Below are 23478 nucleotides of genomic sequence, written 5' to 3'. Positions count from 1 at the left end.
TCATCCGCGAGAACACATCTAATACGAAGGCCACATACACCCAGCCGGCGGCCGTGCGAACATAGGTCAAGTCTGCAACCCACAATTCGTTGGGCGCCGCCGCGGAAAAATCGCGATGCACGAGATCTGCTGGCCTGCCCGTCTCGGGGGCTGGTTTGGTGGTGCGTGGGAATCTGCCGCGTACCGTGCCGCGGATGCCCAGCTGGCGGCACAGCCGTTCCACGGTGCACCGAGCCACTGGATACCCGGTGCGGTTGAGTTCAGCATGAATCTTGCGGATCCCGTAGACCTTCTTACGAGGATGGGTGTGGATGATCATGATCTGTTCCTTCAACACAGCGTCTCGCTGAGCGCGAGCACTGGGTAGTCGGTTCTTGGAGGCGTAATAGGTTGATGGGGCGATACTGATACCCAACTGGTGTTTCAGAGCATGACAGATCGGTTCGACTCCCCATCGATGACGGTGCTCGTCGATAAACGCGACGATCACTTCAGTCGGCGGTCGAACTCCGCCTTGCCGAAAAACGCTGTCGCTGACGTGAGAATATCTAGCGAGGTCTGCAGCTCACGAATCTCTTTGGCCTGGCGACGGATCACCGCCTGAGCATCTTCATCCTCGACCGGTAACTGCTCTTGTTCGGCCCGTTTGACCCACGATCTCAGCGCTTCTTTATGCACACCAACCTGGTTAGCAATCCTGGCAACTGCACCATTATGCGTCTCAGGATCCCGACGGGCTTCCAGGCACAACCGAGTAGCTCGCTCACGTAATTCTTGAGGGTATTTATAATTGGCCATAGTCCAATCAGCTTATCCTTCCGGAATATCTGGCACACCCTCCATCAAACCAAGGACGATTCAGTCTGCTGAAAGTGACTCACCGCTGCCATCCAAGGTTTCGTGTTCATCGTAGTCAAACTCGAGTGTCTCGGGCAGTTCGGAGACCACACCTTGGAACCCGCTGTCCGCGGTATCGACGGTCCCCTCATAGAAGGTCGTGGCAACGTCCGCGCCACTTGGGCTTTCAGCACGCGCCGAGAGGGTGACACTTCCCTCGCCCTGACTGATTTCGGAGCCACCATCGGTGGGAATTGATCCCGAGGTGAAGGGAATGGTCTCGTTGATGGGTTGCCCAAAGACGGTAGTGCCTTCGATGGTCAGTTCGTGATTGCCTTCTGCCAATCCGGCACCCAGTTGTTCGCCAGGCTCAACTGGTTCACCATCGAGCGCGTAGGTGGTGTTTCGAGAGACCAGATCACCCATGTTCCAGGTAACATCAAATTCAGTAGCTTCGGTCAAATGTTCCCCAGCAGCCGGGGCGCTGTCTTCCAATGTGAGAGCCTGTTGTCGTGCTTGCTGGAAGGTTTCGTTACTCAAGGCCACAATTTCTTCGGCAAACAGGGCATCCGAGTACAGTTTTGCTTCGTCGATGGTGGCCGTGGCGTGCCCGGAGGCGCTGTTATGGTTGGCCGCATCCGCACCAAGTGCCATGTTGTGGGCTGCCTCGGCGCTCTGCCAGGAGACCGTGCTGTTATCGGTTGGGGTTTCGGCGACCAGCTGGCCGTCCAAATACAACTGCACCGTGGAGCCGTCAAAGACTCCAACGGCGTGATACCAGCGGTCAGTTTCAAACTCGGTTTGGGCGTATTTATATCCAGCACCGTCGTGGACCATGAAGGCTAACTGACCTTGGCGGGTGACGAGTCCGAAGCCGCCACCTTCTTTACTTGCACAGATATTGGTGGAATCTGATGGGAGTTCGCCATCAATTCGGAAGCTACATTCCAGGGTGAAGCCATCACCCATGGCTTCGAATGCATCACCGAGGGGATACAATACCGATGAGGTGCCATCAAAGCGTGCCACTTGACGGTTCAGGGCACCATCCGCAGAGATTGGGACATCACCGATTTCACGCGGTGTGCGTCCGGCAGCGGTATCGGTAAATGCCCCGTCTTCAAAATCGACACTCAGCACATCGGGTTGACGGTCAACTTCTGGCATGACCGCGAAACGATCGTTCAGTGACTGCACCTGGGCTGCGGTCAGCGGGTTTTCAAACATGCGGACGTCGTCGATTGCTGCTAGTGCAAACGATTCGGCACCGCCATTCGAACTGTCGGCCCCGATCACAAAGTTGTGAGAGCTTGCATTTGGTGGAATCAGCATTGAACCGGCGGTTGCGGTTTCTTCCATCAGTTGGCCATCAACATACAGTTTGATGGTTTCGCCGTCGAAGACACCGACTGCGTGATACCACTGGTTGATGTTCATGGGTGCCTTGGCATATTTATACCCATCACCATCGTGGACCATGAACTGCAGTTGGTCATCTTTGGCGATGATCCCGAAGCCACCACCCTGGCGATTGCCACAGATGGTGCCGGTAGAAGCGATCTCCTCGGTGTAGCGGAAGGAACACTCCACGGTGAAGCCATCTGCCATCGCTTCGTAGTCGGCTTCGGTCAGAGCATAGGAGAACGCATCATCGCCATCCACCGTCAATGACTGCCGCGCGATCCGTGGGCTCATGCCGATGACGGGCTCACCAAAGCTGGTGGCTTCTTTACTTTGGACAGCTTCTGTTGGCGCACCGTCTTCGAATGTAACTTCGAAAAGGTCGGCTGCCGGGGGCGTGGTCTGAGCGAACGCCTGGGTTGATGTTACGGCGCCGAGTCCCGGTACGGCGATGGAGAACGCCAGAACGGCTGCCGATAGGCGCCGTGGTCGGTGCGTTGACGGGGTGTTTTCTTGTTTCAAGTTCGTCCTTTCTCAAAGATGACGTTTAAAAGCGCAGTCCAAGTTGGGCTGATGCTGAACTGCAGCTGACTTCGCGGTCCTGCGGGGCTACACCGGGGTACTGAGATACGAATGAGCACTGCCTGGCTCTACTTCAGACCGGGCATGCCCAGAAGTCAGGTCGTGATTCATTGGGCAGGGATCTTGTAGCTCACCGCTGCGAAGTTGAACACCACTATCGAAACGAAATGAAAGGAAAACTTACCGAAATGCATCTTGCATCGCCGTGAACGATCGATGAAAACTTTATCGTTAATGTGATGCGTGACAAGCTAAGCAAGAGACTTTTGGCGCACCGCACCACCGGAATACAGGCTACGCAATCAACTGGAGGTATCGCCTGCAGCATCACTATGGGGAGCAGCAGGATTTTGCCAACTGCCACTCCGATTGGCCTAGGTCGAGCTAACCGAAGAGCCCCGAATAATATGTTCGGTTTCGACCATCTTTCGCCGCTTAGGCTGCTGAGTATCGCGCAGTCGCGACAAAGCCAATCGCATCCCTTCGGCCCCAAGTTCATAACCGGGCAGCCGGATGCTCGTTATTGCCGGCGACATGAAATGTGAGTACGGATGATCTCCGACGCCAGTTATCAGCACGTCCTCAGGCACGCGGTAACCATACTCTTGCAACGCTTTTACGAGTCCCAACGCAAAAAAATCGTTGCCACAGACCATCGCATCGGGCGGCTCTTCAAGCTTGAACAACTCAAGCCCGACGGCGTAGGCCTCCTCCGCCTGCCATGGTTGAGCCAATGAGCGCACGCGACGAGTGGGGATACGTATTTCTTTTCCGACCGGGCGGCTCATACCAACATCAGCGAGCCCTTGATAAAACCCCTCAAGACGGGAAGCAACGGATGGCACGTCAAGATCCTCTTCGACAGCCCAAATGCTTTCAGCTCCTTGAGCCACAACGTGTTCAACCATCCGCTGCATACTGGCGAAATGATCGACACCAACAAAATCCACCGCCAACTGTGGGATGTCACGATTCACGAGCACCAGGGGAACGCCTACCCCGGTCAAACGCCGCCAGGGACCCGGGTCTATCTGGACGGGCACAGCGATCACAGCGTCCACTGACGACACTAGCAACGACTCAATACCGTCGTTTTCCGTTTTCGCATCTTCGGCGCTGACAATCAAAATCAGTGTTTTGCCTGCTTCCCGGGCTGCCTCAGCCGCGCCGGCAATGAGCTGTGAATACAGCGGGTTCGATGGATTTGTAATGACAACGCCGATCGTGCCGCTATTACCTGAAACTAACGATCGTGCAAGAGAGTTGGGCACATATCCTAACCTGGAGGCTTCTTTTCGAACCCGCTCCTGCGTGGCGACACTGATGTCAGAACGGCCAGCCAGCGCACGCGACACCGTATTTGCGGAGACGCCCAGCGAAGCGGCGATGTCTTTCAACGTAATGCGTCGTTGGGCCATGGGTGTATTCTCCTCCAGTTTCTTCCGCAACAGGCTAGCAGACCCCAATGTAGCCGAAGAGCCTCAACTGACCAGGGTGATTGTGCCGTCAGCAACACCGGTAAAAACAGTGCGCACGAAAGATAACTCGCAGATGAACTTCTGATGTAGTTTTGCATTTTTGGCACATTCAGCTTGATCTCGCCTCGGATAAATCCTTAGTTTTATCTCTGTGAACATTATCGTTAATGCTGTGAGCTTCTTTGGAGATTCTCGCAAACATGCAAAGGACTCGACGTGCTGAATTACCTGGCTCGACGGTTGCTCTTTGCCGTCTTCGTCCTCTGGGGTGCAGTCACCGTCGTCTTTATCACCCTCCGGTTGATCCCGGGTGATCCTGCTCGGGTGATGCTGGGCCCGGATGCGACCGCGCAAGAGGTTGCCGCATTGCAAGAAGAGTTGGGGCTCAACGAACCGCTCCTGTTGCAGTACTTCCAATATCTCGGTGACGTGGTCCGACTAGATTTTGGTGAATCAGTGCGGTTGGGCGGTGACGCCATGGCGGCCGTGGTTGAACGGATGCCGGTAACCGCAATATTAGCTCTAGCGGCCGTGATCATCGCTGTAGTGTTCGGGATCGTACTGGGCACAACCAGTGCGTTGAATCCTGGACGACCCGTGGACCGGATCATCAACATCGGGGTCCTCTTTGCGCAATCACTGCCCGGATTCTGGGTAGGCATCGTTTTGATTTTGGTGCTGGCTCGTTGGATGAACCTGTTCCCCAGTGGTGGCACCGGTGGGATCGAACACATCATCCTGCCGGCCTTCACACTCAGTTTGGGCTTTATGGCGCTGATGATCCGTATGACGCGATCGGGTCTGTTGGAATCCCTAGGCCAGGGCCACGTCGCCACGGCTCGGGCGAAAGGGCTATCCGAAAGCGTGGTGGTTTTCGGTCACGGGGTGCGTAACGCACTGGTCCCGCTAGTGACCGTGATCGGTCTCTACGTCGGATCCGTGCTGGGCGGTTCGGTGCTGATCGAAACCGTATTTTCCTGGCCCGGTGTGGGCCGGCTGTTGGTCGACTCTATTGGGTTCCGTGACTACAGCGTCGTCCAAGCGTGCATTTTGTTGTTCACCACGATCGTTGTTATAGCCAATCTGATCGTCGACATTCTCTACGGCATCCTTGATCCCCGGATCAGAGCGGAGCGCTAACCATGTCATTGCTCAAAGATCGCACTGCCGCAGCACAACAGGCACACCCTCGCCGATTCCGGGTGCCCGGCAACGGTAAAACCTTGGCCACCATCGCCGCCATCATCGTCGGAATCTATGTGCTGATGGCTCTTATCGGCCCGATGCTGGTGCCGTTTGATCCGATCCGGGTGGATACCGGCAACCGACTACTGCCGCCTGGGGAGCTGCGCGACGACGGGTCGATAGCCATTTTCGGCACCGATCAGGTCGGCCAAGACGTTTTTGCCCAAACCATCTATGGCGCACGCACTTCCCTGCTGGTGGGTGTGGGAGCGCTGGCCATCCAAATCATCATCGGGGTCACCGCCGGGGTGCTGTCAGGCTACTACGGCGGTTGGATCGATACGGTGCTGATGCGCCTGGCTGATATTCAGTTGGTTTTCCCAGGCATCGTGTTAGCCATTTTGATTGCTTCGGTGGTTGGTCCCAGCATGCTCAATGTGATCATCGTGCTGGGTATTGGCGGATGGGTGACCTTCGCCCGTGTCACCCGAGCCCAGGTGTTATCCACCAAAAACCTCGAATATGTCGATGCCACGCGCACACTGGGTGCGCGAACCTGGCATATCCTGCGCCACTCCATTTTGCCTGCCTGTGCCATGCCGGTCATCGTCATCGCAACCCTAGATATCGGCGGGGTCATACTGGCCGAATCGGCATTATCCTTCCTCGGTCTCGGCGTGCCGACGTCAATGGGTAGCTGGGGTGGCACTATCGCTACCGGGCGAGAATATTTGGGCTCGGCCTGGTGGGTTTCGACAGTCCCAGGCATCTTTTTGGCGGTGCTGGTGGTCGCCTTGGGCATTCTGGGTGATCATCTGCGCGACCGTCTCGATCCGAATTTGAAAGGAGCCTAAGCCATGACCGCGTTATTACAGGTCAGCGACCTCAGCGTCTCATTCCACACTTCCCGGGGCAGTGCTCGGGCCGTCAACGGGGTCAGCTTCGACATCGATGCCGGTGAGACCCTGGCAATTCTCGGCGAGTCTGGCAGTGGCAAGTCGGTGACCGCCCAGGCCATCATGGGCCTACTGCCACGTCATAGCTCGTCCGTAGATACCGGCACAGTCGTGTTCAAAGGCGAGGATGTGCTGCAGATGCCCCGGAAACAGGCTCGTCAGCTAGCGGGACGGGATATCGGCATGGTCTTCCAAGATCCGCTGTCTTCGCTGAATCCGGTCTATACCGTGGGTGCACAGATCTCTGAGGCGGCCCGTCGTCGGTTTGGTGCCGGCAAGGCTCAAGCTCACCAATTGGCCGTCGACATGTTACACCGGGTGGGCATTCCGCATCCAAAACAGCGGGTCAAAGACTACCCGCACCAGTTCTCCGGAGGTATGCGGCAGCGCGTGATGATCGCGATCGCCCTGGCCAATAATCCTGAACTGCTGATCGCTGATGAGCCCACCACCGCCTTGGATGTCACGGTCCAAGCACAGATCTTTGACCTGTTAGCCGAGCTGCAGGCCGAGACGAATATGGCCATGATCCTGATAACTCACGATCTTGGTGTCGCCGCCGGAGTCGCAGATCGGGCCGTGGTGATGTACAACGGCAAAACCGTCGAAACAGGCACCATCCGGGAATTATACGACGACAGCGCCCACCCCTACACGGCCGGTCTGCTCATGTCGATTCCCAATGAACATGACCCCTCCCAAACACTGGTGCCAATTCCCGGCACCCCACCGGATATTTGGGATGCTCGCACCGGATGTGCTTTTGCCCCGCGTTGCCGGTTTGCTCAAGATATTTGCACCACGGACCAGCCCGCATTGGTGCCGACAGCCGACGGCAGCCGGACCCATCATGCCGCATGCCATTTCGCAAAGGAGCTGCAATACACATGAGAGCCACCACCCCTATGCTTTCGGTTCGCGGAATGCGCACCGAATTCCCCGTGCGTTCCACCTGGCTGCAACGCCTAATCAGCAGCCTCGTCGCGGTCAATAATGTTGATCTGGACATCCTCCCGGGCCAGACCGTAGGTCTGGTAGGCGAATCCGGTTCGGGCAAATCCACCCTGGCTCGCAGCATCATTGGACTAGAAGACCCCGCAGCCGGAACTATCAGCTTTGACGGTCAAGATCTCGCCGCGCTAACCCGCAGTCAACGACGCGCTACAAGCCGCGATATCCAGATGATCTTCCAAGATCCGGGCTCCTCACTGAACCCGCGCCGTACCGCCTACCAGATCATCTCGGAAGGCTGGCGCATTCACCGAGATATCGCCCCGGCAAAAGGTACTTGGCGCGACGAAGTCACCGAGCTATTAGAACGCGTGGGTCTTTCAACAGCACACTTGGACCGGTATCCACATCAGTTCTCGGGCGGGCAACGCCAGAGAATCAGCATCGCCCGAGCGCTATCCATGCGCCCGAAACTGATCATCTGTGACGAACCGGTCTCTGCCCTGGACGTCTCCGTACAAGCCCAGGTGTTGAATCTGCTCGCTCAACTACAAACCAAATTCGACCTAACGTACCTATTCATCTCCCACGATTTATCGGTGGTCCGGCATATATCTGACCGAGTAGTGGTCATGTATAAGGGTCGAATCATCGAAGCCGGCAGTCGGGACCAAATTTTCGATACACCGCGACACCCATACACGCAGATGCTGCTGTCCTCGATCCCGGTGGTGCGGCCATGGCGCCACAGCGGCACACGTCGAATCCCGGTGCGCAATGATGCCGATGCCTCCGACACAACTTCAGCCGGCTGCGCGTTTGCACCACGCTGCCCGTGGGCCTTTGACCGCTGCTGGAATGACGTTCCGGAACTACAACAGCGCAATACCTCCACACAGCAAGCAGCGTGCCACCTCTCCGATACCCAACCCGCCCCTCACCAGGCGTCCGAAGCGCCACAACCGGTTCCCGCCGGTTCAAGGATTACCTCATGACCACCACTTGGAACATTGATATCCCGCCTGCCGATGATCAGCCTGTACTGCGGCTAGTGTTGGTCCGGCACGGCCAAACCTCCTGGAATGCTCACAAGCTGATTCAGGGTCATCATGGTCCCGGACTCAATGCGACCGGCAGCGCACAGGCACAAGCCGTCGCCCGACAGCTGCTTGAGCGCTTCCCCACCCCGGATGCTGTGTTCTCCAGTGATCTGAGCCGATGCTTAGACACCGCAGCCCCATACATCAACCAGCTCAACGTGCCGCTGGAACGCGATACCCGACTGCGGGAAATCGATAACGGAGATTGGTCGGGACACCATACCGCCACCATTGCCGTCGAACACGCCGAGACGATCCAGCGCATCCGCCACGGCGAAGACGTACCTCGCGGCAACGGCGAAACCACTGGACAGCTCCGAGCGCGCACCCGAGCATTTACTCACGACCTAATTTCCCGGGCCGCACAACACAGGTACCGTGAATTCACCGCGGTGGCCTTCAGCCACGGCGGGGCCATCCGCGCCCTCTTTGCCGAAGCCTTCCAACTGCCCGGCGGTCTCCAGCTCTTTGGCCCCGTTACCAACTGCGCAATCTCCATACTGCACGTCTATGGCAGCGATACCGCTGTTGTTGCCCAATACAACCAACACCCCTCTGCTTATCACAACCACCCGTCACAGGAGCCCTGATGCGACATACATTCACCGCAATGACCTATAACCTTTGGGGAGGCTGGGACTTGGATTCCCGCAGCCCAGCATTGTCGACCTTGCTGCAACTGCGCTCCCCGGATCTGCTGGGGGTCCAAGAACTCCACCCCGAATCCCGCGACCTGATCGACACCGCACTACCCCACCACCAGCGGGTCCGCGATGACGCAGCCGGCTGGGCCAAGCACAGCAACCTATGGTGGGATACTCGAGTCTTCGGCTACGTCAACTACGGATTTTCCGACGTGGGCATCCTGGCCGAAGCCGCCGGGCTCTTCTGGGTCCAGCTGCGCAGCACACTGAACCCCGATGCCCCAACCGTGACCTTTGCTACTGCGCACCTGACCTGGCCCGGCCACCCGGACGAAGTCGATACTGATCGCAGTGCGCGCACCGACCAGGCCCGCAACATCGCAGCAGCACTGGATGAACTCGGTGGCGACCACCCCATCCTGTTCACTGCTGACATGAACGATCATGCCCGACCGATGTGGGCCATGTATGACGGCGGCTTCCGTGAACCCTTCGGCAGCCTGGGCCGTACTTGTCCACCGACCCACCCCGTCACCCCACGCTTCGACCGCGCCGCCAAATGGGAGGGCGTGCAAACCGTCGAAAAAGCGATCGACTGGATCTTCTTCCGCGGCCCCGTGACACCACGCAGTGCCGAGGTTATCGAATACTTCCACCAGGGAGTCGCCCCATCCGACCACAAACCGGTCATGGCGACCTTCCAGCTCGACCACCAAACCGCTCACTAACCACACACCACGAACTGACGAAAGGCACTTGTCGTTATGAAAACGTCAACCCCAAAATCTCTGATCGCCACACTTGCTCTACTGTCCATCGGCCTGACCGCATGCTCCGGTAGTTCCGATGCGGCCCAGGAAACCCCGGCCGAAAACCAAACCTTCACTGTGGCCCCCAACTCCTTCCCGGTCACCCTGGACCAGCACTCGGTCTCAGCCGAAGCCGCTGTCTTCTCACCAATGCAACACGTCATGCAACCCCTGGTGGTCCGTGGTGACAATGATGCCAATGAAGTCGAACCCGGGCTCGCCCAATCCTGGGAACTCGTCGATGACACCACCTGGCGGTTCAACATCCATCCAGATGCAGAATTCTCCGACGGCACCCCGGTCACCTCGGCCGATGCCGCCGCCTCTATTCAACGCATCCTGGATTTCGGTGGCGGACTCGCGCCACTATTGGAACCCATCACCACCATGGACACCTCCGATGACAAAGTTCTGTTACTCGAAACTGAAACCCCGCTCGGGACCTTGCTCAACACCCTGTCTCTGGTCCTGATTGGACCAGCCGATCAGATGGATGACGAAGCGTTCTGGGAACAGCCCATCGGTTCTGGCCCCTTTGAAGTCGAAAACTTCACCGTCGACCAAGAACTGGTGCTGAGCTCCGATGAAGACTGGTGGGGTGACCAAGATATTGCGCTGGATGAGCTCGTCTTCCGTTCGATGCCCGAACAATCCTCTCGGCTCAGTGCCCTGGCCAATAACGAAGTAGATCTGGTCACCGGCATCACCGCCGATGCCACCGGCGAAGTGGAAGCCATGGACGGTGTCGAGTTCGAAAAAATTCCATCAATGGGCTACCGCAAACTCTGGTTCAACTCTTCGGTCGAACCCTTCACTGACCCAAACGTCCGCCGCGCCATGTGGCACGCCGTCGATGTTGAATCCATCGTCAAAGACCTCTTCGGCGAAGATGCCATGGTCGCCAAAGCACCCATCCCACAAACTGCCTTCGGTGCACCCGAACTGGAACAATATGAATACGATCCCGAATACGCCCAAGAGCTGTTAGCAGAAGCAGGGTATCCGGACGGATTTGAAACCTCCATCCAATACACCGATGGCGACGGCACCCCTGATTCCCAACTGGCCCAGGCTTTCATCTCGGCCTGGGATGAAATCGGTGTCACAGTCAACGCCCAGCCCAAAGAACGCGCTGTGTTCTTAGAAGACTTCGGCAACGCCGATTACGACATGAACCTGATGGGCAACAGCGTGGCCACTGGTGATGCCGACTACACCCTGGGACGCCTCTATCTGTGTGCTGATGAGCGCAACGGCTACTGCAACGAAGAGCTCGACGACCTGCTCAATCAGGCCAAAGCCGAGCTCGACCAAGACGTTCGTAAAGACCTCTACCACGAGGCCTCCGAAATCATTTGGGACGAAGCCGTGGGCATCTTCCCGATGGACTCCACCGAAGCCTATGCCTACAGCGACCACATCCAAGACCTGGATATGGACCCGGCAGCACGCCATGATTACTTCTCTGTGAGCGTCAACGAACAGTGAAATCCCAAACACGGAGCATCCCCGCCGATGCTCCTCCGGTCACCGGTGGCACCGGCCAATCCCTCGGCTGGTTGATCCCTGCCCTGATCATGCTGTCAGCGGCAGGGCCACTGGTTGTCGGACTCCACACCCCCGTGGCCAACCAGATGGCCGCCGAACTGAACACCACCCGCGGTGACATCCAGTTCACCTTGACCACCTACCTGCTGGGCATCGCCGCAGGTCAGGTTACCTTCGGCCCATTATCTGACCGATTCGGTCGACGTCGCCCACTGCTGGCCTGCAATATCGTCGCCAGCCTGCTGTGCCTAGCCTGTGCGATGACCACCTCGGTTCATGTGCTTGCCCTACTGCGCTTCGGTCTGGGATTATGCTTCTCCGTGGGCATGGTGTTGGCCAGTGCCATCGGTGCAGATCTGACCCAAGGCAGAACCACCCTGCGTTTGTTCACCGGCCTGACACTGGCCGGCACCGTGTTGCCGCTGGTCTCACCCGCTCTGGGAACCCTCACCGCAGAACTCATCGGCTGGCGCGGCATGTTCATCGCCTTAGCCGTCCTGGCAGTCGCACTGGCGATGATGGTGTGGTTCGGCATCCGAGAATCCCTGTCTACCCAACACCAACTCAGCCCCCAACGCGGGGCCTTCACCACGGCGCTGCGCAAACTACTGTCCAACCGCCGCTATACGGGATTCGGCGCCGTACGGGTACTGACGTTCTCCTCGGTCATCGGCTACGTCTCAGCGATGCCCCTGGTCTTGGAACACCACCTCGACGCCAACCAGACCACCTACCTGTTGGTCATCGTCGGTGGTGCCACCGGTTTTGGAATCGCCATGCTGGTCGCCGACCAACTCACCACCCGGATCTCTGCGACCAGCATGATCTTCTGGGGCACCCTGGCAACTGCCCTATGTTCGTTTACCCTGCTGGTATTGCTTGGCACCGGCATGGAGTCAGCAGCATGGTCGGTGGGGTTGCTCATGGCCGCAATGACAAGCTTGGGTCTGGCCGTGGGCAACTCCTCCGGATTGACCATCGATGCCGCACGGGAAACTGCCGGGACTGGTTCGGCCATCGTCGGCTGTGCCATGTTCCTCATCGGCGCTGTGTTGCCACCTATCTTCGCCATCGAGCCCAGCACCGTGTTGATGCTGCTGGCTGCGCTCATGGCAGGCTGTTCGATCATCGCTGCGGCCGTGACCTTGCGTCTGATTCGCACCTAAACGCATTATGATGGGAGATCATGTCTGCCATTACCCGCGATGAGCTCAGCCGAATCGGCTTACAACTGTTAGCCGATCACGGGTTGGCTGATGTCTCGATGCGGCGGGTTGCCAATGAATTTGGCGTTGCGGTCTCGGCGCTGTATTGGCATGTCAAAGACAAACAGTCACTGCTCGGGGCGATGGTCGATCGCTTAATCGATGACATCGAACTCGAGCCAGCAACCGGTGATTGGAAAATTGATCTCCCCGTTCGTGCAGAACAGTTTTATAACACTCTGCTGCATACCCGCGATGCCGCAGAGCTTGCCGCTTCAGTGCTAGCACTAGGCACCGGCGGGGACAAAATGCGTGAAGCGCTCGCCGAAGTGTCGCCGAAGAGCGTGACAACCGATGCAGTGATGTCGCTACTCATTGGTCACGCCACGCTGAATCAGCAACGCATCCAGGCCCAAGCCATCGGGCTAGAGGTCTCTGCGATGAGCACTTCAACCTTTCGAGAAACGTTAGAACTGCTCATGTAGGCAGTGGATACCTGTAATCACTCGCTTCGCTACGACCGTGAGATGTCTTCTGCGGGGTGCGGTGAGTACGATTGGTGTCTGCGGATTTTTCAATGGCAACAAGGATACCCAGCATAATGTTCTACCCCTCGACTGAACCGAGTGAGGCTCAGCAACCTAAAAACCGGAGACGGTTTCGTCTCATGTTGCTGCTCACCGCCGGAAGCATCGCCATGGTGGCCCTGTACAGTGGGATCTTTCTGCTGCTCATGGACCGCGAAGGCCAGTCGCACGATTGGACCAGCGCGCTCTACTGGACCGTCACCACGATGTCGACCTTAGGTTACGGTGACATCACCTTTGACTCTGATGCCGGGCGCTTGTTCTCCATGGTGGTCCTTGTCAGCGGGATGCTCCTCCTGTTAGTCGTATTACCGTTCATGTTCATCCAGTTCGTTGTAACCCCCTGGATGGAAGAACGAGACAAAGCGCAAGTCGCACGCAAAGTCCCTGACGATCTCAACGGGCATATCCTGCTGGTAGGGATCGGTCCGGTTACCCAGACGCTTATCGCGCGAGCAAAACGAACGAAAATACCAACGCTTGTGCTCGTTGATGACCCTTCTGAAGCTGTTCGCTTGAAAGATGAGGGCTATCAGACGATGGTGGGACCGCTCGATTCTCCGATAACCTACCGTCGAGCGGGCGTGGACCGTGCCGTCATGGTTGTTTCGACAGCAGCCGACACGACGAATACCAACGTGGCATTTACCGTACGAGCTGTCAGCAAAGACGTCACCATAACAGCGACCGCGGATAAGAAAGCTTCCGTCGACGTACTCGAACTGGCAGGAGCCGATCTGGTAATCCAGCTCAGTTCCGAACTGGGCACAGGGCTGGCCAACCGAGTGCTTGGGACAGCGGGGCGCTGCCACATCATTGATTCCCTGGGCAAAACCCCGGTCGCTGAGGCCGCCATTCAGGGCACTTCGCTGGTCGGTCTTACGCTGGACCAGGCCCAACACCACATAGCGTCACGAACAAAAATATTGGCAATCATGCAACGCGGACGCCTGCTACGTCTCGAATCGGACGACCAGCTCACCGAAGGTATGGTGTTGATCATTGCCGGGTCTCAACACGATCTGGAGCAGTACGATCAGCAATTTCAAAACCCGCAATCACTGGAAGGACCGGTGCTGGTGCTCGGAGGTGGCCGAGTGGGCAGAGCGGTTGCCGAGTCATTTGAAAAGTCGCACGCCGATTATACGATCGTGGAGCAGAGCGATGCCCGCGTGCCGTCCCACCTCGAAGTCACGGCAGGAGATGCCGCTGATCTCGAAATCTTGAAGTCAGCAGGCCTAAATGAGGCCTCTGGAGTCATCATCACCACGCATGACGACGACTTGAATGTTTATCTGACCTTGTATTGCCGAAGACTCCAACCCGATTTACAGATTATTGCTCGCGCGACATCCGAGCATAACGTGGCAACACTGTATCGAGCAGGAGCGGACAGCGTCCTGTCCTACGCCTCAATCGGCGCCACAGCAATGTGGAACAAACTCGGCCACTCACATCGAGTCGTCATTGCCGAAGGCAGCGAACTATTTACCGTGCCAATACCGTCGACCGTAGCGACCGCTCAGCTCAAGAACGAACGGGTCTATGAAATGACCGGTTGCCACATTGTTGGCGCACTGGATGCCGAGCAAGAGGTACTGGTCGAAGCCGACGGCGTCACGGCAGTGCAAGCCAGCCAGCTCATACTCCTTGGCGACCGGCACGCGGAACGAAAATTCCGCAACATGTACCTCAAGACCGGCTAGTGACCATTAGACGTCCCACCGCGCATAAGGGACATAATCGTTTGGTAGTGCGCTAATGAAGTCTTCGCGCTCGCCTGTGGTCACACTCTCGGCGAGTGCTGACAGGGTTGCGCGGGTCCAGGTCTCGCTCTGATCTTCGCTAATATCGGAACGTTCGGCGACTCGTTGCACGAAGGCGTCTGCGTCGAATTTTTCTTGGCTCTGCTGATCAGTGTGGCGCAACACTTCGCTGAATTCATCCGGAAGTTGGGCTGCAAAATTTTGCTGTGCACCGTCCAGGTCACGCTCCGCCAAGGTTTCGAGTACGGCAATGATCATGTCATTGGCGGTGGTGCTGGATTCGTTGCCGGTGCGTTCTTGGACAAGTTCAATAATTTCTGAGGTCTGCATAGTATTCTCCTTCGGAAAGGTGAAATCGTGCATGGATCAGGCGGGTTTACGCCCGTCATCCATTGTGGGCAGATCGCTAGGTTGTCCGGCAACAGCTGATCTCTCATCTGTATCTCATATCTTTAGGCCATAATGGACGCATGTCGCGCATCATATACTCCCGGATTGCCTGGTTGGTGGTCGCTCTGGCAGTGGTCCTCATCGCGGTCTTCGCTGCCCAAAACGTGGTCGCAGGACCGGATGACCGTGAGCTCGGCCCCGTCGTTGAAAACACCCACAAGCCCGAACCCACCCCATCAGAGCCATCTTCCCCGTCGCCCTCGGCAACACCAGACGAAGCGACGCATGAGGCAACCGCTGAGCCCAGTGTGGTCCGGCCCGCTCCCCCGGTCCAGATGGAGCAAGACTATGACGATGACTGGGATGACGATGATGACGATGACGATTGGGACGATGATGACTGGGATGATGACCTAGACGATGACGACGACTAACGAGCCGCAGCGGGCTGCTGGTGCCAAGCTTTCAGTTCGGGCCAGATTGCTGATCGGCACGATCCTGCTGGCCGGTCTCACATTACTCATTGCCGGCGCGGTGAATTATGTGCTGGAGCGCCAGAATATGGAATCGTCCATGGATGACTCCCTGGCCCGGGATATTGAAGATTTTCGAGTGTTGGCCGATACCGGCATTAATCCGGCAACGCAGCAGCATTTCACCCAGGCAACAGACCTGATGTACACGGCCATGCAGTATAACCAACTGTCCGAAACGCAGAGTGTACTGGGCATGCAGAACGGCGAAATCGTCTGGAGTGCACCCGAAAATGTGTCGCTGCGACTGGAACAAGACCCCGAATTTGTCGAATGGGCAGCCGGGTTGAACCCCGAATCCGCACACATCACCACGGTTGAGACCGAACAATCCACCTATCGTGCTGCCGTCGTGCCGGTACAGCTCGCCCAGGACACCACACCGGGCGTTTACATCGAGGCCGCCGATATGCAGGCCGAACTGCGCGCACTCCACATGTCGCTGGCCATTTTCATCGGCGCCGGGACCGGGGCACTACTCATCGGGTGTATTGCGGCCTGGCTGGTGGTCGGCCGGATGCTGCAACCGGTGCGCGACCTACAAGAAGCAGCCCAGCGCATTTCGGAGCAGGATCTTGACTCACGGATCCAAGCCCGCGGGCACGACGAATTTGCTGAGCTGACCGAAACTATCAACAACATGCTCGACCGGCTCCAACAGGCTCTGGACCAACAGCGCCAGCTCCTCGACGACGTCGGTCACGAGCTGCGCACCCCGATCACCATCATCCGCGGGCATTTAGAACTCATGGATGCCCAAGACCTCGATGATGTGGAGCAGACACGCGATATCGGGCTCGACGAACTGCACCGCATGTCACTGCTGGTCAACGATCTCGTGACGCTCGCCCAGTCCAATCGCACCGACTTCATCCATCCAGCACCTACCGACATCATGACGCTCATGCAAGACATCAAGACGAAAGCCGGTGCGCTTGGCGCTCGAGACTGGGTCCTCAATGCACAAGCACACGGCAGTGTCACCGTGGACGCCGCCCGGCTGACCCAGGCGATGCTGCAGTTGTGCGCGAATGCGGTGAAGTTCTCTGAACCGGATACTGCGGTAAAACTGGGCAGTGCGTTCCGACAGAACGAGGCGGGCACAACTCAACTGTGCTTATGGGTCGCTGACGCCGGTATCGGCATTGAACCAGCAGATCAGCAAGACATCTTTAAACGGTTCGGGCGCGGCTCGAGCGGTGAACGCATCCAAGGATCCGGTCTGGGGCTCAATATTGTCTCGGCGATCGTCACCGCCCACGAAGGCACTGTGCGCGTCGAATCCTCCCCGGGTGTTGGCTCAATATTTATTATTGCGATTCCACTGCATAACAGCGTGGATTCACCCGAGATATCCGGTACAACCCGTACGCTGGGAACCATCACGTCACACGATCAGGAGTCCGGTGAGTGAACAGAATCCTTATCATTGAAGATGAACCGCGCATCAGTTCTTTTATTGCCAAGGGGCTCAAGGCCGCGGGCTTTACTACGCTGACTGTTGGAACCGCAGAAGAAGGCCGCGCACAGGCCATGACCGCGACCTTTGATCTGATTATTCTGGACCTGAGCCTCCCCGACGGGGACGGTTACAGCGTGTTGACCGCTGTCCGCTCGCTCGGTTTGCACATCCCGGTCATCATTTTGACGGCACGCAACTCGGTCGACGACACCGTGACAGGTCTACAGTCTGGTGCTGATGACTACATGCCGAAACCATTTCATTTCGATGAGCTCTTAGCACGGGTGCAATTGCGGCTGCGAGCGGATTCTGACCAGAGTCAGGAGGCCGAAACCTCGGTTCTGACCCACAACGGTTTAGAGCTCGATCTGTTGCGGAGGATCGCCACCGCTGACGGTCAAGAAGTGGATCTTTCAGCCCGGGAATTCGAACTCGCCGAGACTTTTCTTCGTCATCCCGGCCAGGTCCTGTCCCGAGAGCAACTTCTTTCACGGGTATGGGGCTATGATTTCGATCCGGGTTCGAACGTGGTCGATGTCTACGTCCGGTACCTGCGCAATAAGCTCGGTGTTAAACGTTTCGAAACCGTCCGCGGCTTTGGCTACCGGCTGTCCGACCGTACGTGACAGCCGCATCGAAGGATTCACCTCCGATGCGGCTGCCACCATGTGGGCGTAATCAAACGTTAGGCAGTCCACACCGCGTACGGTGAGAAGTCCTTGGGTAGTTTGTTGAGCATGTCTACCCGCTCGCCATCAGAAACACTTTCGATCAGTGCAGACAGGGCGGCCTGCGTGCGCTTCTCACTTTGATCCGATGTGGTGTCGAGGCGTTGTCCCACGCGGCGGACGAATTCTTCGGCGTCGAAGTTGTCCTTATCCTTTGGGTCACCCTTGGTCAACAGCTCACCGAACTCTTTCGGTAGCTGAGCGGCGAAGTTATCGTGTTCGCCATCGAGTTCTCGTTCGGCCAAGGTCTCGAGGACCGCGATCATCGTATCGTTCGCTTCCTGGTTGGAAGCGAGTTCTGCGCGTTGTTCGACGAGTTCAAGAATTTCGGTAGTCTGCATTCTTTTCTCCTTCAAAATTATTGCGTTCAGATCAGGTCTGCGTAGGCCCGGGTGCCTCAGCGGGCGCTCCCACCGGGCTGGTTTTCACCTTCTGGTTCCTGCGGAACCGCCTCTGCGACATCGTCAATATTGGCGTATTGACGATCCGGCAGGGCATGGAGCGCTTCTAGTGATTTACTATCGGCACCGTGCGATTGCGCATAATCCAGCACTTGGTCTTTCGTGGCTGGAAAATCGGCACCTTGTAGTGCTTTGGAAGCTCGGATGTCATCACGTGTTGTCATTGTGCCTCCTCGTTATGGGGTCTCAGCGCCAGTTTCGAACCGCAGCAACGCGGCTACTGCGTCCTCAAGCGAATATTCGACCAGGCCGACGTCGGCACCAGTTCGAATGGCTGCGGCAAGGTGCGTCGCTTCGTCGGTTGCGCTACGGGTGTATTCCAGCAACAGGGTGCCAACAGCGCCCATTTCAGTAGACCGCGCCACTGCTTGCGAGCCCGAGACTGCCTGATCGTGGGCCGTGCCGTATTCATAACGTTCGGTGTTCTCGCGAACGCGTTCAGCACTGAGCTCATAAGCCACTGCTCGTAGTTGGGCAGCTAATTCGTGTTCTGCGGCATCGTCATCGGTACCGCCGCTTTCGACCTCGCGGATAGCAAGCTCGTCAGAGAGTTCTTCGAGTAGTGCGCTGCGGCCCTGGGTTTCTCCTGCGACGACCACGGCCTCTGGCTGCCAGCTCCGGGCCGTTTTCTCGAGGTGCTCTGCGACCTCGCGGACGTTCTGTTTTACGACTTCGTCGGCGCGATTTTGAATCTTCGAGTGATGCAACGCGTTCTCACGAGGTTTCGACACCGCGTCATCGGCATCGATCTGTGTTTCTGAGCGTTCATCCATGTCATGGGAGTCGGCGACGATAACCTGGCGAATGGTTGCCCCGGTTTGATCGGTGATCGCAACCAGCATCTTCACTGCGCGTTCACGCTGACGGATGTAGTCACCGAGCTCGGGTTCATCACTCCAATGAGCGTGGTCCCCGGCACCCAATGACGCGTCGACCGCGTCGTTCAACAGCACCCCTGTGCTGTTTGCGACGAGTACGCGCCCGTTGCTGTGTACTTCAGTAATGTCCTCAACGAGTACGGCGTCGTCGATCGTGGCGAGAACGTCCTCAGGCGTACCTGCTTCGGATAGTTGCTGCCTCAGGTCATCCCACCGCAACCGTACCTGCTGCTCAGCGTCGGCTGCAGGAGACCGTGACTCTAGGTAGATGGTGGCGAAAGGTCCTTCGTGCTCGTACAGAGTGCGCAATGCTTCAAGTTCCACTGCGATCCCTCCTGTCTTTAGCGGAAGATTTCGATCACTGTTCCATTGTGTGCAGATGCAAAGGCGCGGTGGCAACAGGTGAGGAGTTCGGCTATCTTGCGAGCGCCCTCGAAGCTACACTCAGAGAAGATGACTTCACCGATCTCGCGACCACTAAGGAGCGCTCGACATGCAGATCAACAAGGCCAAGCAACTCTTCGAACGTCTTCTATCCTTTACTGCCAATGCTGAACAACAGATGGTGGACGCCTTGCCTCGGTTCGCGGAGGCCGCGGAGCATAAGTCCCTACGCAAAGCATTCGAAAATCATCTTGAAGAAACCCAGGGTCAGCTGAAGCGCCTCGAACAGGCCGCTGAAAACCTTGAGGGCATCCGCCTAAAACAGCTCAAGGATGTCCCCCTGGCGGCATTGATTGAAGACAGTGACGCGATCATTGAAAATACCGCCCCAGGGCCGATCCGTGATTTTGCTCTGATCGGTGCTGCACGGAAGATCGAGCACTACGAGATCGCCGCCTACCGAACGCTTCGGTCGCTTGCGAAAGAACTGGGTTACGCCGATCTCCGTGCCCTACTCAAAGAGACTCTTGAAGAAGAACAAGCGGCCGACGAGAAACTCAAGAAACTTTCGAATAAGAAAATCGAGCTTGCCAACGACTAATCGTTTGTCTTCGGGACGACTGTGAACCGTCGACAGGCCAACGCGGGATTTGTGGCACGCGAGCTGGTAATTCGATCGTGGTGTAGCACTGCGTGCGCGAGCCCGACTTCTTCGCCAATTGATGCGATCGCGATCCCCATAGGATCAATAATCGCACTGTGCCCGGACCCCATTGGAGCCGGCTGATCCGCGGCCACAACGTAGACCGTATTTTCGATAGCACGTGCACGGAGCAGCGTCGTCCAGTGAAATTCTTTCAACGGACCTGGCACCCATTCTGCGGGTAAGGCCAGCACGTCTGCTCCCGCGTCAATGAGCATGCGAGAGACCTCGGGGAAGCGCAGGTCATAGCAGGTTTGCATGCCAATTTTCAGGCCGTTGATTTCAAGTAACTGGGGTTCTTGCATCTCGCCTGGGGTGACCCACTTGGATTCGTGCGTCCCGAAGGCGTCATAGAGATGGAGCTTCCGATAGACCGCTTCTATGTCACCGTGCTGTATCGCCACCAAGGTGTTATAGATTCTGCCGTTGCCGTCGGGCTCATTGACCCCGGCAATAATCGCGATGTCCTGTTCGACACTGAGATGCCGAAGTGCCGCCACGGACTCGCCATCCAGTGCTTCAGCGCTATGCGCGAATGACTCGTCGATGACAGGATTCGTGAACGTCGCGTACTCCGGAAGGACGGCTAATTCCGCACCGCGCTCCGCTGCTTCACTTACGAGCCGTACTATCTGAGCGAGATTCTCAGATTTGTTGGTAGACGGCGCGTATTGAACAACTGCAACATGGAGGCTCATACAGTTTCCTGTTCTCTCGGCTTTATTGCAGACTAACTGACCTGCTTACCAAGTGGGAAGGGTGCGCGCAGGCCAAGGAATTCGACGGTTTTGCCACGATCGCTGTAGCGTTCATGAATCGCATCGAGCGTCGCCGCGGTGGATTGATCCCAAATATTGGCTTGTCGTAGGTCGATCACCACATTGTCCGGGTCGAGCGCGTAATCGAACTGGTTGGCTAGGTCATGTGAGGAAGCGAAGAATAGTTGGCCGGTGACCAGATAGGTCGCGGTGTTTTCTTGGTCGTCCAGGCTGCGTGTGACCTTGGCAAAGTGGGAAACGCGTCGTACAAAGGCAATCATGGCCGCGAGTACGCCGAGACCAACGCCAATCGCTAAGTTCCCGGTTACTACGGTGGGGATGACTGTGATCAGCATAATCACTGTTTCAGAAACCGGCATATTTTTCAGTGTGCGAGGGGCGATCGAGTGCCATTCGAATGTCGCGTAAGCGACGTAGACCATCACGGCCACGAGTACTGCCATCGGCATCATCCCGACGATATCTCCAAGACCGACCGACAGGATCATCAGAAACACCCCCGCCACAAAGGTCGAAATACGCGTGCGGGCACCGGATGCACGCACGTTGATCATGGTTTGGCCAATCATCGCGCAGCCGCCCATGCCGCCGAAGAAGCCTGAGAGGATATTGGCGCCGCCTTGGCCCACAGATTCGCGGGTTTTTGACGAACCGGTGTCGGTAATGTTGTCGACGAGTTGCGCGGTCATCAACGACTCGAGCAGGCCCACGACGGCCATGGTCAGCGCTGCTGGCAGAATCACCTGGAGCGTTTCGAGCGTGAACGGAACATCTGGAATCAGGAAGACAGGTAACTCGCTGGGCAGCTCGCCTTTATCTTCGACGGTGGGTACGTCAATGCTGAAGATCACCACGATGAGGGTGACAACTACGATGGCCACGAGCGGTGCGGGAATGACGGCGGTGACTCTGGGCGAGAGGAAGATGATGGCCAGGCCTAGCGCGAAGAGTGGGTAGACCGCCCATGGGACGTCGATGAGATCCGGCAGTTGTGCCACGAAGATGAGTATGGCCAGCGCGTTGACGAACCCGGTCATCACGGATTGCGGGATGAAGCGCATCAGCTTTGCAACGCCAATGACTCCGAACAGAATTTGCAGGATGCCAGCAAGAATCACGGTTGCGAAGAGGTATTCGACGCCGTGGGACGCGACCACCGGGGCGATGACAAGTGCGGTTGCCGCTGTGGCCGCAGAGATCATGGCGGGGCGGCCACCCAGGAAGGCAATGGACATGGCCATAATCGCAGCCGCGTAGAGCCCGACTTTCGGGTCGACGTCTGCGATGAGAGCGAACGCGATAGCTTCTGGGATTAATGCCAATGCGACGACGAGGCCGGCGAGAATTTCAGTACGCAGCCACGCTGGGCGTTTGAACGTTTCTCTCACGGATTGGCGTTGGACGGGAGTGACCGGCGCCACGGACATATGCACCTCTGTGTGGAAAGTGTGGCCAGATACGTGCGATCACGCGTAGTCTGACCGTATGAGTGAACAGATGTATTCTAGCCATGAAGTCACCGAAGTCGACACCGGACCCTACACAATCAGCTATCGGACGCTCGTCGCAGCAGAGCCAGAGCAGTTGTGGAAGCTTGCGTCGAACCCGCACCGACACCATGAACTGGACGGCGGCGGGACCCTTTCAACCAAGGTGACCGGGCCGGAAGAACTTGCCCAGGGCGATACCTTCAATATTTGGATGCGCCAGTTCGGGCTGCCATATACCCTGACCATGCGCGTGGTGACAGCTCACACTAAACGTGAGATTGCCTGGCAGCATCCCGGTAAACATATCTGGCGGTGGACGTTTGAACCGGCCGACGATGGCGGAACCTGGGTGACCGAGACGTTCGACTATACGCAGGTGACACCCTTGATGATCCGCGGATTCAATTGGATGGGTATCCTGAAGAACAACGCGAAAAACATGCAGGCTTCCTTGACACAACTGCAGCAGCGTTTCACCTAATTCCGCTCCACGGCAACGCAAAGACCGTAGCCGCATGTCTTGCGAATGCCGAGACATCAAAATCTGCCCAGTCTATAGCTCGAACAATTTGATGCACATCTGCTAGGTACCGATCTATTTGATCGGACGTGGGCAGCATC

25 protein-coding genes and 1 other annotated feature are annotated in these 23478 nt (G+C 57.2%); of the genes, 15 read left to right on the top strand and 10 right to left on the bottom strand.

Annotated features, from left to right (window positions below):
* From ACYVJT_RS08620 to ACYVJT_RS08605, 4 genes are all read right to left on the bottom strand, one after another.
* On the bottom strand, positions 1-490 hold a 490-nt coding region (locus ACYVJT_RS08620), incomplete at its 3' end, for an IS3 family transposase (RefSeq protein ID WP_499418311.1).
* Positions 395-529 (bottom strand) — a sequence feature (AL1L pseudoknot). (Overlaps the previous gene by 96 nt.)
* Positions 487-798: a transposase gene (locus ACYVJT_RS08615; RefSeq protein ID WP_499418310.1), complete on the bottom strand. Its 312-nt coding sequence runs from the start codon at positions 796-798 to the stop codon at positions 487-489. (Overlaps the previous feature by 43 nt.) The genes ACYVJT_RS08615 and ACYVJT_RS08620, both read right to left, overlap by 4 nt.
* A gap of 60 nt (positions 799-858) precedes the next feature.
* Complete coding sequence (locus ACYVJT_RS08610) at positions 859-2760, bottom strand: LamG domain-containing protein (RefSeq protein ID WP_343956115.1); 1902 nt, start codon at positions 2758-2760, stop codon at positions 859-861.
* Positions 2761-3194: 434 nt separating this feature from the next.
* A complete protein-coding gene (locus ACYVJT_RS08605) occupies positions 3195-4238 on the bottom strand; it encodes a LacI family DNA-binding transcriptional regulator (RefSeq protein WP_343956116.1) in 1044 nt (347 codons plus the stop codon).
* A gap of 276 nt (positions 4239-4514) precedes the next feature.
* On the opposite strand from ACYVJT_RS08605, the gene ACYVJT_RS08600 reads away from it, so the two are divergent.
* The 10 genes from ACYVJT_RS08600 to ACYVJT_RS08555 all read left to right on the top strand — a co-directional run bounded on the left by ACYVJT_RS08600 (position 4515) and on the right by ACYVJT_RS08555 (position 14989).
* Entirely contained in the window at positions 4515-5438 is a 924-nt protein-coding gene (locus tag ACYVJT_RS08600; RefSeq protein ID WP_343956117.1) for an ABC transporter permease, read from the top strand.
* A gap of 2 nt (positions 5439-5440) precedes the next feature.
* Positions 5441-6337, top strand: coding sequence for an ABC transporter permease (locus tag ACYVJT_RS08595; protein ID WP_343956118.1), 897 nt, complete (start codon positions 5441-5443; stop codon positions 6335-6337).
* Positions 6338-6340: 3 nt separating this feature from the next.
* The gene (locus ACYVJT_RS08590; protein WP_343956119.1) at positions 6341-7330 is read left to right on the top strand and encodes an ABC transporter ATP-binding protein; all 990 of its coding nucleotides are present in this window, start codon (positions 6341-6343) and stop codon (positions 7328-7330) included.
* On the top strand, positions 7327-8385 hold the full coding sequence (locus ACYVJT_RS08585) for an ABC transporter ATP-binding protein (RefSeq protein WP_343956120.1): 1059 nt from the start codon (positions 7327-7329) through the stop codon (positions 8383-8385). The genes ACYVJT_RS08590 and ACYVJT_RS08585 overlap by 4 nt, the downstream gene beginning before the upstream one ends.
* Positions 8382-9080, top strand: a complete 699-nt coding sequence (locus tag ACYVJT_RS08580; protein ID WP_343956121.1) for a histidine phosphatase family protein — start codon at positions 8382-8384, stop codon at positions 9078-9080. Before ACYVJT_RS08585 ends, ACYVJT_RS08580 begins: the two co-directional genes overlap by 4 nt.
* Positions 9080-9862, top strand: a complete 783-nt coding sequence (locus ACYVJT_RS08575) for an endonuclease/exonuclease/phosphatase family protein (protein WP_343956122.1) — start codon at positions 9080-9082, stop codon at positions 9860-9862. The genes ACYVJT_RS08580 and ACYVJT_RS08575 overlap by 1 nt, the downstream gene beginning before the upstream one ends.
* Before the next feature lie 36 nt (positions 9863-9898).
* Entirely contained in the window at positions 9899-11431 is a 1533-nt protein-coding gene (locus tag ACYVJT_RS08570) for an ABC transporter substrate-binding protein (protein WP_343956123.1), read from the top strand.
* Positions 11428-12657, top strand: a complete 1230-nt coding sequence (locus ACYVJT_RS08565) for an MFS transporter (RefSeq protein WP_343956124.1) — start codon at positions 11428-11430, stop codon at positions 12655-12657. Before ACYVJT_RS08570 ends, ACYVJT_RS08565 begins: the two co-directional genes overlap by 4 nt.
* Positions 12658-12677: 20 nt before the next feature.
* Positions 12678-13181 carry a TetR/AcrR family transcriptional regulator gene (locus tag ACYVJT_RS08560; RefSeq protein ID WP_343956125.1) on the top strand — a complete coding sequence of 168 codons (504 nt, stop codon included), beginning with the start codon at positions 12678-12680 and terminating at the stop codon, positions 13179-13181.
* 182 nt (positions 13182-13363) lie between these two features.
* Positions 13364-14989 (top strand): potassium channel family protein, encoded by a 1626-nt coding sequence (locus ACYVJT_RS08555; protein ID WP_343956126.1) that lies wholly within the window; start codon positions 13364-13366, stop codon positions 14987-14989.
* A gap of 6 nt (positions 14990-14995) precedes the next feature.
* Here ACYVJT_RS08555 and ACYVJT_RS08550 read toward each other — a convergent pair whose 3' ends face one another.
* Positions 14996-15379 carry a DUF2267 domain-containing protein gene (locus ACYVJT_RS08550; protein ID WP_343956127.1) on the bottom strand — a complete coding sequence of 128 codons (384 nt, stop codon included), beginning with the start codon at positions 15377-15379 and terminating at the stop codon, positions 14996-14998.
* Positions 15380-15519: 140 nt separating this feature from the next.
* Here ACYVJT_RS08550 and ACYVJT_RS08545 point away from each other — a divergent pair, with 140 nt between their 5' ends.
* The 3 genes from ACYVJT_RS08545 to ACYVJT_RS08535 are packed head-to-tail and all read left to right on the top strand — an operon-like array spanning position 15520 to position 18060.
* Positions 15520-15873, top strand: a complete 354-nt coding sequence (locus tag ACYVJT_RS08545) for a hypothetical protein (RefSeq protein ID WP_343956128.1) — start codon at positions 15520-15522, stop codon at positions 15871-15873.
* Positions 15860-17386 carry a sensor histidine kinase gene (locus tag ACYVJT_RS08540; protein WP_343956129.1) on the top strand — a complete coding sequence of 509 codons (1527 nt, stop codon included), beginning with the start codon at positions 15860-15862 and terminating at the stop codon, positions 17384-17386. The genes ACYVJT_RS08545 and ACYVJT_RS08540 overlap by 14 nt, the downstream gene beginning before the upstream one ends.
* Positions 17383-18060, top strand: coding sequence for a response regulator transcription factor (locus ACYVJT_RS08535; RefSeq protein WP_343956130.1), 678 nt, complete (start codon positions 17383-17385; stop codon positions 18058-18060). The genes ACYVJT_RS08540 and ACYVJT_RS08535 overlap by 4 nt, the downstream gene beginning before the upstream one ends.
* 59 nt (positions 18061-18119) lie before the next feature.
* Here the strand turns inward: ACYVJT_RS08535 and ACYVJT_RS08530 are convergent, their stop codons facing one another.
* From ACYVJT_RS08530 to ACYVJT_RS08520, 3 genes are read right to left on the bottom strand one after another with little or no spacing between them, the layout of a single operon-like run.
* A complete protein-coding gene (locus ACYVJT_RS08530; protein WP_343956131.1) occupies positions 18120-18503 on the bottom strand; it encodes a DUF2267 domain-containing protein in 384 nt (127 codons plus the stop codon).
* Between the two features lie 56 nt (positions 18504-18559).
* A complete protein-coding gene (locus tag ACYVJT_RS08525; protein ID WP_343956132.1) occupies positions 18560-18787 on the bottom strand; it encodes a DUF2795 domain-containing protein in 228 nt (75 codons plus the stop codon).
* Between the two features lie 12 nt (positions 18788-18799).
* The gene (locus ACYVJT_RS08520) at positions 18800-19825 is read right to left on the bottom strand and encodes a baeRF2 domain-containing protein (protein ID WP_343956133.1); all 1026 of its coding nucleotides are present in this window, start codon (positions 19823-19825) and stop codon (positions 18800-18802) included.
* A gap of 169 nt (positions 19826-19994) precedes the next feature.
* On the opposite strand from ACYVJT_RS08520, the gene ACYVJT_RS08515 reads away from it, so the two are divergent.
* The gene (locus ACYVJT_RS08515; RefSeq protein WP_343956134.1) at positions 19995-20486 is read left to right on the top strand and encodes a YciE/YciF ferroxidase family protein; all 492 of its coding nucleotides are present in this window, start codon (positions 19995-19997) and stop codon (positions 20484-20486) included.
* Here the strand turns inward: ACYVJT_RS08515 and ACYVJT_RS08510 are convergent.
* On the bottom strand, positions 20483-21286 hold the full coding sequence (locus ACYVJT_RS08510) for a carbon-nitrogen hydrolase family protein (RefSeq protein ID WP_343956135.1): 804 nt from the start codon (positions 21284-21286) through the stop codon (positions 20483-20485). The two genes, ACYVJT_RS08515 and ACYVJT_RS08510, sit on opposite strands and share 4 nt — an antisense overlap.
* 32 nt (positions 21287-21318) lie before the next feature.
* The gene (locus tag ACYVJT_RS08505) at positions 21319-22794 is read right to left on the bottom strand and encodes a SulP family inorganic anion transporter (protein WP_343956136.1); all 1476 of its coding nucleotides are present in this window, start codon (positions 22792-22794) and stop codon (positions 21319-21321) included.
* A gap of 58 nt (positions 22795-22852) precedes the next feature.
* On the opposite strand from ACYVJT_RS08505, the gene ACYVJT_RS08500 reads away from it, so the two are divergent.
* A complete protein-coding gene (locus ACYVJT_RS08500; RefSeq protein WP_343956137.1) occupies positions 22853-23338 on the top strand; it encodes an SRPBCC family protein in 486 nt (161 codons plus the stop codon).
* The last annotated feature ends 140 nt before the right edge of the window (positions 23339-23478 follow it).

The sequence above is a fragment of the Yaniella soli genome, from assembly GCF_054782375.1.
Note: the sequence above shows the minus strand (reverse complement) of the source record. Positions and strands in the feature narration are given on the sequence as shown.

Coding starts and splice junctions, on each gene's coding strand:
- ACYVJT_RS08615 (WP_499418310.1), bottom strand. CDS start 798: ATGGCCAATTATAAATACCCTCAAGAATTACGTGAGCGAGCTACTCGG.
- ACYVJT_RS08605 (WP_343956116.1), bottom strand. CDS start 4,238: ATGGCCCAACGACGCATTACGTTGAAAGACATCGCCGCTTCGCTGGGC.
- ACYVJT_RS08595 (WP_343956118.1), top strand. CDS start 5,441: ATGTCATTGCTCAAAGATCGCACTGCCGCAGCACAACAGGCACACCCT.
- ACYVJT_RS08590 (WP_343956119.1), top strand. CDS start 6,341: ATGACCGCGTTATTACAGGTCAGCGACCTCAGCGTCTCATTCCACACT.
- ACYVJT_RS08585 (WP_343956120.1), top strand. CDS start 7,327: ATGAGAGCCACCACCCCTATGCTTTCGGTTCGCGGAATGCGCACCGAA.
- ACYVJT_RS08580 (WP_343956121.1), top strand. CDS start 8,382: ATGACCACCACTTGGAACATTGATATCCCGCCTGCCGATGATCAGCCT.
- ACYVJT_RS08575 (WP_343956122.1), top strand. CDS start 9,080: ATGCGACATACATTCACCGCAATGACCTATAACCTTTGGGGAGGCTGG.
- ACYVJT_RS08570 (WP_343956123.1), top strand. CDS start 9,899: ATGAAAACGTCAACCCCAAAATCTCTGATCGCCACACTTGCTCTACTG.
- ACYVJT_RS08560 (WP_343956125.1), top strand. CDS start 12,678: ATGTCTGCCATTACCCGCGATGAGCTCAGCCGAATCGGCTTACAACTG.
- ACYVJT_RS08555 (WP_343956126.1), top strand. CDS start 13,364: ATGTTGCTGCTCACCGCCGGAAGCATCGCCATGGTGGCCCTGTACAGT.
- ACYVJT_RS08550 (WP_343956127.1), bottom strand. CDS start 15,379: ATGCAGACCTCAGAAATTATTGAACTTGTCCAAGAACGCACCGGCAAC.
- ACYVJT_RS08545 (WP_343956128.1), top strand. CDS start 15,520: ATGTCGCGCATCATATACTCCCGGATTGCCTGGTTGGTGGTCGCTCTG.
- ACYVJT_RS08540 (WP_343956129.1), top strand. CDS start 15,860: ATGACGACGACTAACGAGCCGCAGCGGGCTGCTGGTGCCAAGCTTTCA.
- ACYVJT_RS08530 (WP_343956131.1), bottom strand. CDS start 18,503: ATGCAGACTACCGAAATTCTTGAACTCGTCGAACAACGCGCAGAACTC.
- ACYVJT_RS08525 (WP_343956132.1), bottom strand. CDS start 18,787: ATGACAACACGTGATGACATCCGAGCTTCCAAAGCACTACAAGGTGCC.
- ACYVJT_RS08515 (WP_343956134.1), top strand. CDS start 19,995: ATGCAGATCAACAAGGCCAAGCAACTCTTCGAACGTCTTCTATCCTTT.
- ACYVJT_RS08510 (WP_343956135.1), bottom strand. CDS start 21,286: ATGAGCCTCCATGTTGCAGTTGTTCAATACGCGCCGTCTACCAACAAA.
- ACYVJT_RS08505 (WP_343956136.1), bottom strand. CDS start 22,794: ATGTCCGTGGCGCCGGTCACTCCCGTCCAACGCCAATCCGTGAGAGAA.
- ACYVJT_RS08500 (WP_343956137.1), top strand. CDS start 22,853: ATGAGTGAACAGATGTATTCTAGCCATGAAGTCACCGAAGTCGACACC.